At 63.8% G+C, this 12,352-nt stretch carries 9 protein-coding genes; all 9 read right to left on the bottom strand.

Features of this window, described 5'->3' with window-relative positions; all coding sequences use genetic code 11:
• Positions 1–47: 47 nt before the first annotated feature.
• The 9 genes from murA to BM235_RS16410 all read right to left on the bottom strand — a co-directional run bounded on the left by murA (position 48) and on the right by BM235_RS16410 (position 12,315).
• On the bottom strand, positions 48–1,307 hold the full coding sequence (murA, locus tag BM235_RS16450; protein WP_090115189.1) for a UDP-N-acetylglucosamine 1-carboxyvinyltransferase: 1,260 nt from the start codon (positions 1,305–1,307) through the stop codon (positions 48–50).
• Positions 1,308–1,324: 17 nt separating this feature from the next.
• Positions 1,325–2,230, bottom strand: a complete 906-nt coding sequence (murB, locus tag BM235_RS16445; RefSeq protein ID WP_090115187.1) for a UDP-N-acetylmuramate dehydrogenase — start codon at positions 2,228–2,230, stop codon at positions 1,325–1,327.
• Positions 2,231–2,410: 180 nt separating this feature from the next.
• Positions 2,411–3,529, bottom strand: a complete 1,119-nt coding sequence (gene murG / locus BM235_RS16440; RefSeq protein WP_090115185.1) for an undecaprenyldiphospho-muramoylpentapeptide beta-N-acetylglucosaminyltransferase — start codon at positions 3,527–3,529, stop codon at positions 2,411–2,413.
• A gap of 4 nt (positions 3,530–3,533) precedes the next feature.
• Complete coding sequence (spoVE, locus tag BM235_RS16435) at positions 3,534–4,631, bottom strand: stage V sporulation protein E (protein WP_090115183.1); 1,098 nt, start codon at positions 4,629–4,631, stop codon at positions 3,534–3,536.
• A 46-nt stretch (positions 4,632–4,677) separates the two neighbouring features.
• Positions 4,678–6,117: a UDP-N-acetylmuramoyl-L-alanine--D-glutamate ligase gene (murD, locus tag BM235_RS16430; protein ID WP_090115181.1), complete on the bottom strand. Its 1,440-nt coding sequence runs from the start codon at positions 6,115–6,117 to the stop codon at positions 4,678–4,680.
• Positions 6,114–7,085 carry a phospho-N-acetylmuramoyl-pentapeptide-transferase gene (gene mraY / locus BM235_RS16425; RefSeq protein ID WP_090115179.1) on the bottom strand — a complete coding sequence of 324 codons (972 nt, stop codon included), beginning with the start codon at positions 7,083–7,085 and terminating at the stop codon, positions 6,114–6,116. The genes murD and mraY overlap by 4 nt, the downstream gene beginning before the upstream one ends.
• On the bottom strand, positions 7,085–8,563 hold the full coding sequence (gene murF, locus BM235_RS16420) for a UDP-N-acetylmuramoyl-tripeptide--D-alanyl-D-alanine ligase (RefSeq protein ID WP_090115177.1): 1,479 nt from the start codon (positions 8,561–8,563) through the stop codon (positions 7,085–7,087). The genes mraY and murF overlap by 1 nt, the downstream gene beginning before the upstream one ends.
• Entirely contained in the window at positions 8,560–10,047 is a 1,488-nt protein-coding gene (locus BM235_RS16415) for a UDP-N-acetylmuramoyl-L-alanyl-D-glutamate--2,6-diaminopimelate ligase (RefSeq protein WP_090115175.1), read from the bottom strand. Before BM235_RS16415 ends, murF begins: the two co-directional genes overlap by 4 nt.
• A 318-nt stretch (positions 10,048–10,365) precedes the next feature.
• The gene (locus BM235_RS16410; protein ID WP_090115173.1) at positions 10,366–12,315 is read right to left on the bottom strand and encodes a stage V sporulation protein D; all 1,950 of its coding nucleotides are present in this window, start codon (positions 12,313–12,315) and stop codon (positions 10,366–10,368) included.
• Positions 12,316–12,352: the final 37 nt, after the last annotated feature.

The raw sequence follows: 12,352 nt of genomic DNA, 5'->3' as shown, positions 1-12,352 counted from the left end.
TAAGCAAAATACGCTTATCCCTCCCGGTCGATCGTCGCTTCGTTTGTCTAGCTGTCGGAGACGCGAGAGATATCGCCGCCCAAACTCGCGAACATCCGCTCGATCTCGTCATAACCCCGGTCGATATGATGAACCTGCTCGACGATCGTCTTGCCCTGCGCGGCAAGCCCCGCGATGACTAACGCGGCGCCGGCGCGAAGGTCCGTGGCTTCGACCGTCGTCCCGTATAGCCTCGGCACGCCTCGAACGATCGCGGAATTCAAGTCGATGCGAATGTCCGCGCCCATGCGGCATAATTCGTCTACATGCTTGAAGCGTCCCTCGAACACCGTCTCCTTAATAACGCTGACGCCGCCCGCGAGCGACAGCAATACCATGAGCTGCGCCTGCATATCGGTCGGAAAAGCGGGATAAGGAGAAGTGACGATCCGGTCGACCGCTCGCGGCCGGCCCTTGGCGCCGACTCTTATTATACCATCCCCGGTCTCGATGTGAACACCGGCGCGGCGCATGACGTGAATGAGAGAGATCAGATGGGCGGATTCAGCGCCCTCGAGCGTGACCTCGCCTCGCGTCGCGGCGGCGGCCACCATCGCAGTGCCGGTCACGATCCGGTCGGGAATGATCTGAAAATCGCAGCCGCCAAGGACCTCCGTACCGTCGATCGTAATCGTGTCCGTGCCCGCGCCCCGGACCTTCGCGCCGATCGCGTTGAGAAACCGCTGCAGGTCCTGGATCTCGGGCTCGCGGGCGGCGCCGATGATCGTCGTGCGTCCGTTCGCCATGACGGCCGCCATCATAATATTTTCTGTCGCTCCGACGCTTGGAAAATCCAGGCTGATCTCCGCGCCGGTCAAGCGGGCCGCCTTGCATACGATGCGGCTGCCCGTCTCTTCGATCTCCGCCCCCAACGCGGCGAGGCCGCGAAGATGGAGATCGATCTTGCGTTCGCCGATCGCGCAGCCTCCCGGTTGATAGACCTGCACTTCGCCGAACCTGGCGAGCAGCGGTCCCATCAAAAATACGGAGGAGCGCATCAGGCGCATCAAACGCTCGGGTACGTGCGAGGAGCTCGCGACCGTGCCGTCGATCGTCACGACGTCGCCGCGGCGCAGCACGGCGCAGCCGAGATCCCGCATGATGTCCAACATGACTTCGATATCCAGAAGCTTCGGAATGTTGCGAAGAGTTACCGGCTCCTGCGCGAGCAGCGTCGCGGCCAGGATCGGCAGGGCGGCGTTCTTGGCTCCATGGATGCGGATGGTGCCCGAAAGCGGTTTGCCGCCTTCAATCACCAGTTTGTCCAAGGAATTCACCTCCGGAATTACCGCTCGCCCATCAGGAGCACCTCGGGTGCGAGTAATATTCCGAACCGTTCGTTTACGGTCCGTCTTACGCGTTCCATCAAGGCGAGCACGTCTTCGGCCGTCGCATGGTCTTCGTTAACGATGAAGTTGGCGTGCAGCTCCGACACTACGGCTCCGCCCTCCCTGGTGCCCTTCAGGCCCGCAGCTTCGATCAGTCTCGCGGCGTGGTCCCCCTCCGGATTGCGGAATACGCTGCCCGCGCAGGCAAGCTGCAGCGGCTGCGTGCGCAGTCTCCGATCCTTGTAGGAAGCCAGCATGGCGGCGATCTCCTTGCGGTCGCCGGGCGCCAGGGCGAACACCGCCTCGGTCACGATGCCCCTTTTCTCGTGCAAAATCGAATGACGGTAGCCGAAGTGCAGTTCCTCGTTGCCGTACGTTCCCTTCGAGCCGTCTTCCCAGACGACGTCGGCCGACTTTAAGATGCGCGAAACGTCCGAATGATGCGCCCCGGCGTTCATATAAACCGCACCGCCTACGGTGCCGGGAATGCCGCCGGCGTATTCCAGGCCGGTCAGCCCTTCCTTGCCCGCCATAACCGACAGCTTGATGAACGAATACGATCCGCCGGCGATCGCGAGATTGTCCTCGAACCGGACCGAATCGAATCCTCCGCCAAGCTTGATCACGGCGCCGCGGACACCGCGGTCGGAAACGAGCGTGTTGGAGCCGCGTCCGAGGACGGTCCAGGGGACGCCGTGCCGACCGAGGATAGCAATGGCCGAAGCCAATTGCTCCGCGTCCGCAGGCACGAGGAATAGGTCGGCGGGTCCGCCGATCTTCCAGGTCGTATATGGCGCCAATGGCTCGCCTTGCTTGACGACCCCCGAATACGACCGTTCAAGGTCCGCGATCAACTGCTCCATCCAATATCTCCTCCAATTCATTCTAAGGAGCTGCGGGTTATACGCGGGCGCCTGGCTCATCATTGCGGACAGCCGCGACTACACCCTATCGTATGTCGCGCCGCCCGGCATGGTGACAATCGCCCAGCTAGCCGCCGTCGCCGCCGCTTCAGCGGCGGTCTCGCAGTCCTTCAATACAAGTCAAGTCCGCTCGCGGCGGACGATGCGTTCCAATTGGTCGTAAATAACGCCGGCCGCCTCGGGCATGCCGATGGACTTCGCCGCTTCCGCCATTTTGACGCGGCGGGATTCGTCGCCCATAATGCCGGCGACCGCCTCGTACAGCTTGGCGCCGGTGAGCTCGCGTTCGAGAATCATCGTGCCTCCGCCGACGCGGACGACGCTCTCGGCGTTGGCTTGCTGATGGTTGTTCGTCACGTTGGGTGAAGGCACGTAGATCGCCGGCACGCCGAGCGCGGCGAATTCGGCGATAAACGAAGCGCCCGCGCGCCCGACGACGAGCGACGTCGCCGCTAGCACTTCCGCCATATTGCTTATGTACGGTTTGACATGGAGCCGGCTCGCGACCGACGGGTCCGAGATCCGGTCGATCTCCGCCTTCAGCTCCTCATAATACCGCTCGCCGGAGGCAAACACAAAATGCACGTCCGGCAAACCGCCAAGCTTGGCCGCCGCTTCCGCAGCCGCCCGGTTCAGCGTTTGCGCGCCCCGGCTGCCGCCGACGATCAGCACGAACCGCGTGCCCGGCGATAGTCCCAGCGAGGCGTAACCGCGAATGGGGTCTCCCCCGAGAATGGCCGTCGCGCATGGGTTGCCGGCGTACTCCACGCTTTTGACTCTGGCGAAATGCGGCTTGGAGTCGGCGAAGCTGACGGCGACCGCATCCGCATAGCGGCTTAAAAATTTGTTCGTCAGGCCGGGCACGACGTTTTGCTCGTGCAGCAGCGTCGGTATGCCGAGCTTGGCTGCCGCGTAGACGACAGGCCCGCATACGTAGCCGCCGGTGCCGACGACCGCGTCGGGCCTGAATTCCCGCAGCAGCGACTTGGCGCGCCGCACGCCGCGAACGAACCGCAAGGCGGTGCGAACGTTTTCCAGTGACAACGATCTTCGTATGCCTGTAATGTCGATGCTCTCGAAACGCACGCCCCGTTCGGGGACGATCCGGCTCTCGAGCCCTCGCTTCGTGCCGATGTACAGCAGCTCGCTGGCCGGATCGCGCCGTTCGGCCTCGCGGCCGATGGCGAGCGCGGGATAAATATGGCCGCCGGTACCGCCGCCGGTCAACACGATACGCATAGCGTCACCTCGCAAATCTGGATAAGTTAAGTAAGATGCCTAGCGCCGTCAGAAGCAGCGTCAGCGAAGAGCCGCCGTAACTGACGAGCGGCAGCGTGATGCCCGTGACGGGCATCAGCCCGATGACGACGCCGATGTTGATCAGGACCTGAACGGCGATGATGCCTACGATGCCCGCCGCCAGGAAGCTGCCGAACGGGTCGTCGATGGCGATCGCCGTCCGCATGCCGCGCCAGATCAGCAGCAAAAACAGAATGAGCAGCAAGCTGCCGCCGATAAAGCCGAGCTCCTCGGCCAAAATGGAAAAAATAAAGTCCGTTTGCGGCTCGGGCAAATAATTATACTTCTGCCGGCTCATACCGAGACCGAGCCCGACGAGTCCGCCCGGCCCGATCGCGTACAGCGACTGGATCGATTGATACCCCGCGCCCAGCGGGTCCTGCCAGGGGTCGAGAAAGGCCGTGATCCGCTGCAGCCGGTATGGCGCCGCGGCGATCAGGCCGACGAGTCCGACGACGCCGACCATCGCGAGCGCCCCGAGATGTCCGATCCGGGCGCCGGCCGCATAAATGACGAGCAGCGCGGCGCCGATCATGACGGCGCCCGTGCCGAGGTCCGGCTGCAGCATGATCAGCCCGAACGCGCCGAGCAGAATGCCGAGCGGCGGCAGAAGCCCTTTCGTAAACGACACGAGCTTTTGCTGCCGTTCGGCAAGGAACCGGGCGAGAAACAAAATCATCGCCAGCTTCATGAACTCGGACGGCTGGATGCCGAAACTGCCGATGCCGAGCCAACTGCGCGCGCCGCCGCGCACGACGCCGACGCCCGGCACGAGCACGAGCAGCAGCAGTCCGAAGCACAGCAGCAAGCCGGGCAGCGCCCAGCGCCGCAAACGGCTGTAATCTACGTTCATCGTCACGAACATCATGAAAATGCCGAGCGCGGCGAACAGCAGCTGCCGCTTCACGTAATAAAACTTGTCGCCGTAATCGTGGAAGGCGGCTACCGCGCTCGCGCTGTATACCATCACGATGCCGACCGCCAAAATGCCGAGCGTCGCCGCGATCATCCAAATATCGGGGGCCTTGTGGACCTTGGCCATAAACCGGACACCTCGCCAAACGAAGAAGTGGGGACGAGCCCCCTTCTTACAGCGTATGCGCCGATTGCTTAAAAATGCGCCCCCTTACCTCATAGGAAGGGAACATGTCCCAGCTTGCGCAAGCGGGCGAGAGCAGCACGATATCTCCCGGCCCCGCCATAGCGGCGGCTTCCAGCACGGCTCTCTTCAGCGTCTCGGCGGCATCCTCTACAGGTTCGACGACCGCGACGTTCGTTAAACCGGCCTCCTCCGCGACTTTGCGAATCTTTTCCCGCGTCTCCCCGAGCGTCACGATGCCTTTCAGGCGATCTTGGAAAAGCGGGATCAGCTCGCGATAATCGGAGCCCCGGTCGAGCCCCCCCGCGATCAGGATGAGCGGCGCAGGCAGCGAAGAAACGGACATGATCGTCGCCGTCGGGTTGGTCGCTTTCGAATCGTTGTAATAGCGCGCGTCGCGAAAAGTACCGACGTATTCCAGGCGGTGCTCGACGCCCTTGAATCGCTCGAGCGGCTCCCGCAGCGCCGATGCCTCCGCGCCTGCCGCCAGCGCGATCGCGACCGCGGCCAGCGCGTTGGCGCAGTTGTGCCGTCCGGGAATGCCGAGCCTGTCGACGGCAGCGATACGCGTCTGCGCGCCGCTCTCGTCGCGCGCGACGATCCATCGCTCGGCGGAGTGAGCCTCGGACGAATCGCCTTCGGCATCCGCCGGAAAAGGAGGCTCGACCGACACGCCGACCGCAAGCCGCTTGGTGAGCGAAAACGGCCACCGGCGCCCGGCCGCCGTGCGTCCGATCTCCGCGACTACGTCGTCGTCCGCGTTGTAAATGGCCGTATCCCCTTCGCTCAGGTTGGCGAACAGCTTCGCCTTGGACGCTACGTAGTCTTCCATCGTGCCGTGATAGTCCAGATGCGTCTCCGCCAGATTCAGCAAACACGCGATCCGCGGGTGGAAGTCGGTCGTCCCCTTCAGTTGAAAGCTGGACAGCTCGGCCACGAGCCAGCCGTCGGGCCCGATCTCCTGCGCCGCGTCGACCAAAGGCCGTCCGATATTGCCTGCGACGATCGGCGACAGACCCGCCGCGGTCAGCAGCTCGCCCGTCCACGTCGTCGTCGTCGTTTTCCCGTTGGAGCCCGTAATGCCCACGATCGGCGCCGGGGACAGCTGCCCCGCCACCTCGACCTCCGTCACGACCTCGACGCCGAGCGCCTCGGCCTGCCGGATCGGCGCCGCCGAGTACGGAATGCCCGGATTTTTGACGAGCAGCGCCGTGTCCGGGGTTACCAGATCGTCCGGATGTCCGCCGCAAACAACAGAAATGCCCAAAGCCTCGAGCTCCGAGGCTTCGGGACAGGCGTCTCTCTCCTTGCGGTCGTTCGCCGTCACGACGCTGCCCGCCTGATGGAACAGCTTCGCGGCCGCGGCGCCGCTGCGGGCGAGGCCCAGCACGACGACCTTGCGGCCGCGGTAATTCGCCAGTGGCATCATAGGTTCCCAATCCCCTTATACAGAATCAGACCGATCGCGGCAAAAACGAGCCCGGCCAGCCAAAAGGTCGTCACCACGCGCCACTCGGACCAGCCGGTAAGCTCGAAGTGATGATGGATGGGGCTCATCTTGAATACCCTTTTGCCGCGCGTCTTAAACGACCCGACTTGGATGATGACCGACAGCATCTCGAGCACGAATACGCCGCCGATGACGATGAGGAGCAGCTCGGTCTTGGTCAAAATCGCGACCGCGCCGATGCCGCCGCCAAGGCCGAGGGACCCCGAGTCGCCCATGAACACTTTGGCCGGATGCGCGTTGTATACGAGGAAGCCGAGCACCGCGCCGACGACGGCCGCCGAGAAAATCGCGGATTGCTGCTGCGTCGCTTGCAGCGCCACGATGGCGAAGGCGCCGAACGCGAGCGCGCTTGTCCCCGACAGCAGGCCGTCGAGGCCGTCGGTAAAGTTTACCGCGTTGGTCGCGGCGAAGAAGATGACGACGACGAGTATGTAATACGCCCAGCCGAGATCGAGCGACCAATCCGTCCCCGGCACGCCGACGGCGGTGCTAAGGCCCATCCGGTGGATGATGAAGCAGAACGCGATCGAAACGACGAGCTGTCCGAAAAGCTTCTGCTTGGCCGTTAGGCCCAGCGAACGCTTCATCGCGATCTTGATGAAGTCGTCCAGGAAGCCGACGAGGCCGAAGCCGAGGCTTGCGACGAGCAGCGCCCAGAACGGCCAGCCTCGGTCCGAAAATTTCAGGAACGCCACGGTCAAAGCGAGCAGGATGATAATGCCGCCCATCGTAGGCGTGCCTGTCTTTTTTAAATGAGACTGCGGCCCGTCGTCCCGCACCTGCTGCCCGAACTTCAGCCGGCGAAGCATCGGAATGCATAGCGGGCCGAGCAATACGGCGAGCAGGAAGGAGACGCCGAGCGTCCATAGCGTAGATGCGTAATCCATCAGCGTCCCCCCTCCTTCCCTGCCGCCAGGCGCCGCACGATCTCTTCGAGCCGCATGCCGCGCGAAGCCTTCACGAGCACGAGATCGTCCGGCTCGACGAGCGCCAAAAGCGCTTCGGCCAGCTCGTTTTTGTCGGCGAAATGCCGAACCGATCCGGCCGGCAACGCGCGCGAGGCGGCTTCCGCCGTATGGGCGGACAGCGGCCCGTAAGCCAGCAGCCCGTCGGCTTGGCCCTGCGACAGCTCGCGTCCGATGGATGCGTGGAACTCGGCCTCGTCGGGTCCGAGCTCGAGCATGTCGCCGAGCACGAGCCATTTGCGGCGGTAGCCCTGCAGTTGCGCGACGAGCGAGATCGCCGCGCGCACGGAAGCCGGGCTCGCATTGTACGCATCGTTCAGGATAAGCGCGCCGTTCGTGGCTTGGACGCGCTCGATGCGCATGCCCGTCAGCTTGGCTTCGGCCAAGCCGCGCGCGATGTCCGCGTCGCCGACGCCAAGCAGGCGGGCGACCGCGATCGCCGCCAACGCGTTAACCGCGTTGTGCCGGCCGGGAATCGGCACCGCGAAGCGGGAAACCTGACTCTCGGCCGCTTGCGCATGCGATCCAGGCGCAACGTCGCCGTCGCCGGGCGAGTCCGCCGGGACGCGAGGCGACGCGGCGAACGTCGCGCGCTCCGCGTCCGTCGCGATATCGAGCGCGCGTAGATCGCACGCCTCGGATTCGCCGAACGTAATCGTCCCGACGGCGCCCGAGGGCAGCGCCAGCGCCGCCAGCTCTTCGCGAAGCAGCGGCTCGTCGCCGTTATAAACCAACGTGCCGCCGTCCTTCAGCCCCTCGGCGATCTCCAGCTTCGCCTGCGCGATGCCGCGGCGCGAACCGAGATGCTCCAGATGGGACTCGCCGATGTTCGTGATGACGGCGACGTCCGGCTTCGCGATGCGGGAGAGCAACGAAATCTCGCCGAAGCCGCTCATCCCCATCTCCAGCACGAGAACCTCCGTATTGCGGTCCGCCCGGAGGATCGTCAGCGGCAATCCGATATGATTGTTATAATTGCCTTCGGTTTTCGCCGTCCGGTAAACGGTGGCGAGCGCCGAAAAGATCAAGTCCTTGGTCGTCGTCTTGCCGTTGCTGCCGGTGACGCCGACGACCTTCGGCTGCCAGCTCGCCAGGTAACGTTCGGCCAGCCGCTGCAAGGCGGCGAGCGTATCGTCGACGAGCAGCAGCGGCAGCCCCGCGTCGGCCGGCAGCGCGCGGTCGCGCTGCCATAACGCGGCAGCGGCACCCGCGCTCGCAGCCGCCTCTATGTAGTCGTGCCCGTCGAACCGGTCTCCCGCGATCGGCACGAACAATTGACCGCCCTGGATCGACCGCGAGTCGATCGATACGCCGGCGATCTCCGGCTCCGCGCCCGCCGGCGTCCCTTGCGGCTCCGCGCCGCACCATGCGGCCACTTCGCTAAGCGTAGCTCTTATCACAGCATCCTGCTCCTTATCGCGTCGCGCGCCGTCAGCCGATCGTCGAAGTCGTGCGTCACGCCGCCGATAATTTGATAGGTCTCATGCCCTTTGCCCGCTATCAATACTACATCCCCGGGGCCGGCCATTTCAACCGCTTTGTGAATGGCCGCGCCGCGGTCCGGCTCGAGCTTGTAGCGGCCCGGATCGACCGCGTCTTCCTTGAGCCCCGCCTCGATGTCCCGCAGGATCGCGAGCGGATCCTCCGAACGCGGATTGTCGCTCGTCACGAGCAGGACGTCCGCGAGCGCAGCCGCGATCTTGCCCATGATCGGGCGCTTCGTCCGGTCACGGTCGCCGCCGCAGCCGAACACGCAGATGACTTGGCCCTCGGCGATCTCGCGCACGGCGCGCAGCACGTTGTCGAGGCCGTCCGGCGTATGCGCGTAGTCGACGACGACCGCGTACGGTTGCCCCTCGTCCACGGCTTCGACGCGGCCCGGGACGCCCGGCACCGCCTCAAGGCTCGCCACGGCGGCGTCAAGCCCGATGCCTTCGCAGAGCGCGGCGGCGAGCGAAGCGAGCGCGTTGTACACGTTGAACTTGCCGACCATGCGCAGTTGCACGCTTTTGGACCCGCGGAACGTCTCCACGTCGAACGACGTGCCCCTGGACGAGATCCGCACGTTCCGGGCGCGCACGTCGGCATCCCGCTCGATGCCGTAGGTGACCACTTCGGCGGCGGTCAGCTTCGCGAACTTGGCCGAGACGGGGTCGTCGGCGTTCAGTACGGCGTACGCGCGCTCGTCGGGGCCTGTGCCGTAGTCGTTGCCGAGCCTCGAAAAGAACAGCCCCTTCGCGTCGGCGTACGCCTCCATCGTCACGTGGTAATCCAAATGGTCCTGCGTCAGGTTCGTAAAGATCGCCGTCCGGAACCGGGTTCCCCACGTCCTGCCCTGCTCCAGCGCGTGCGAGCTGACCTCCATGACCGCCCGTTCCGTGCCCGCTTCATCCATGTCGCCGAGCAGGCGTTGCAGCGGCAAAATGTCCGGCGTCGTCCCCGACATCGGGTAACTCGCGCCCGCGTATCTCGCTTCGATCGTGCCGATCACGCCCGGCGACAGGCCCGCATCGCTCAGGATGCGCTCGATCAGATAGGTCGTCGTCGTCTTCCCGTTGGTGCCGGTCACGCCGATCGGACGCAGCCTGCGCGAAGGATGACCGTACCAGATGTCTGCCAGCACGGCGAGCGCCCGTCTCACGTCGGGCACGACCAGCTGCGGCGCCGACAGCGGCAGCTCCCGCGATACGACGAGCGCCGCCGCGCCTCGCTCCAGCGCCTGCGGCGCGAAGTCGTGGCCGTCGACGGTATGTCCCGGCAGGCAGAAAAACAGCTGTCCCGCCTGCACGGCTCTCGAGTCCGCCTCGATGCCATGAATAATGACGCCGCCATCGCCGACAATCCGATGCAGCAGCAGTTCCTTGGCTAATTGATTCAGTTGCATCGCACGTTCAGCTCCTTGGACTACAGCAGAGTTGCTCTTCTGGCGTAGATAAGAAATGAGGATTGATTGATTTTCCTATGCGTACATTATCCGCCAGGACGACTTTTCAAACAAGGGCAAGGAAACACTTGGCAGTCGGGCTTAAATCAACCTTAGACAACCGGCCAAGCGGGGGAGCGTTCCAATGGAATGCCCCTTCTCGTCGTCGCCCCCTGCTCTGTTACCCGATTATTACGGTTATCACGCCGCACTCAACCTCGTTAGCCGGTTTTCCCGCCTATATCAAGGCGTCGTTCAAAACGCCACCGGCGCCTCGGTTCAATCCGCGCCTTCATCCGCGGGCGCCTGCCCGCCGTCGCTTCCCAGGTAAATGCGGATAACCGAGCCCTTCTGCACCCGCTGCCCGGCTTCGGGCGCCTGGCGCAGCACCGTATCTCCTTTGCCCGAGGCCGACAGCTGAAAGTTCATGTTCATGTCCTCGTACAGATCCGTCACCGACTTGCCGACGAGGTTCGGCACGTTCACCATCGGCAGTTCGCCGAGCTTGTATTCCTTGCCGATCTGGTCCTTGCGCGGTTCTACGCCTAGATACGGCAGCGCGTCGGCCATGATATTGCGTACGATCGGCGCCGCGACGACGCCCCCGAACTGGATGCCCTGCGGATTGTCGACGGCGACGTATACGATCAGCTGCGGGTCGTCCGCCGGCGCGAAACCGATGAATGAGACGATATGCTCGCTCGCCGAGTACACGCCGTTAATGACCTTTTGCGCCGTCCCCGTCTTGCCGCCGACCCGGTAGCCGTCGAGAAACGCGTTGCCCCCCGTACCTTGCGCCACGACGCTCTCGAGCGCTTCGCGCACCTGCTTCGACGTCTCCGGAGAGATGACCTGGCGCACGAGCTCAGGCTCGATCTCCTGCAAGGTCTCGCCCGTATCCGGGTTGACCCAAGCCTTCGCGACATGCGGCTTGAACAGCTTGCCTCCGTTGATCGCGGCGGCGACCGCCGTGATCTGCTGGATCGGCGTCACCGACACGCCCTGGCCGAACGCCGTCGTGGCTAATTCGACCGGGCCGACGTTCGCGAGCTTGAACAGGATGCCGTTTTCTTCCCCGCCGATATCGATGCCGGTTCTTTTGCCGAAGCCGAAGTTTTTGATGTATTCGAACAGCTTCTCCTTGCCAAGCCGTTGTCCCAGCGCGACGAAGCCGGGGTTGCACGAGTTTTCGACGACTTCCAGGAACGATTGGCTGCCGTGTCCGCCCTTCTTCCAGCAGCGCAGCCTCGCGCCGCCGACCTCGACGTATCCGGGATCGTAAAAAGACTCGTTTTTCAAATTGACTTTGCCTTCCTGAATGGCCGCGGACAACGTAATAATCTTGAACGTGGACCCGGGCTCGTACGTCATCCAGATCGGCAGATTGCGGTTGTATACTTCAGGCGCCGCTTCCTGATAGCGGTCCGGCTGAAACGTCGGCCGGCTGCCCATCGCCAAAATTTCTCCGCTCTTCGGATCCATCGCGATGGCGATGACGTCCTTCGCCTGGTACTTCAGCATCGCCTGGTCCAGCTCGCGCTCCACGATCGACTGAACCTTCTGATCGATCGTCAGCTGCAGCGTCAGTCCGTCTCGCGGCGGCTGATAGGCTTCGGAAGAATTGGGCATCTGCCGGCCGGCCGCGTCGGTCAGGAACGAGATGTTCCCGCGGGTGCCGGACAACAATTGGTTATACTGCTTTTCTACGCCGGTCAGCCCGCTGTCGTAGCCCGTAATGCCGAGCACCTGCGCGGCCATCGTGCCGAACGGATAGAAGCGTTTGTTGTCCTCCGCCACGTAGATGCCAGGAAGCGCGAGATCCCGAATTTGCTGGGCCAGCGCAAGCGTAATCTTGCGTCCGCCGGGACGAAGATTCACGTTGCTGGCCTTCTTTTTCAGCATCTCCAGCACCTTGTCCCGGTCCATGCCGATCAGGGGAGCCAGCTTGGCCGCCGTCCCTTCCTTGTCCTTCACCTGCGCCGGCACCGCGTATACGGTCGGCGAACTGACGTTGTAAGCAAGCTTGATGCCGGTACGGTCCGTGATCGTCCCTCTCTTGGCTTCGAACGGAATCTGGCGGCGCCACGATTCCTCCGCCTGCTCGGCCAGCTTGCCTCCCTTGACCAGCTGAACGTATGCGAGGCGCGCGATCAGCGCCATGAACCCGATTCCTACCGCGAGCAGCGCCAGCAGCAGGCGCCGCCTCACCGTCACTTGCGAGATTCTCACGCAGGTCAGCCCCCTCCCCGGAATATCGGTGCGTTAC

The sequence above is a fragment of the Cohnella sp. OV330 genome (assembly GCF_900112065.1).
In the GTDB taxonomy this organism is placed as follows: Bacteria; Bacillota; Bacilli; order Paenibacillales; family Paenibacillaceae; genus Cohnella.
The sequence above is the reverse complement of the archived record's forward strand: the minus strand, read 5'-3'. Positions and strand labels throughout refer to the sequence as shown.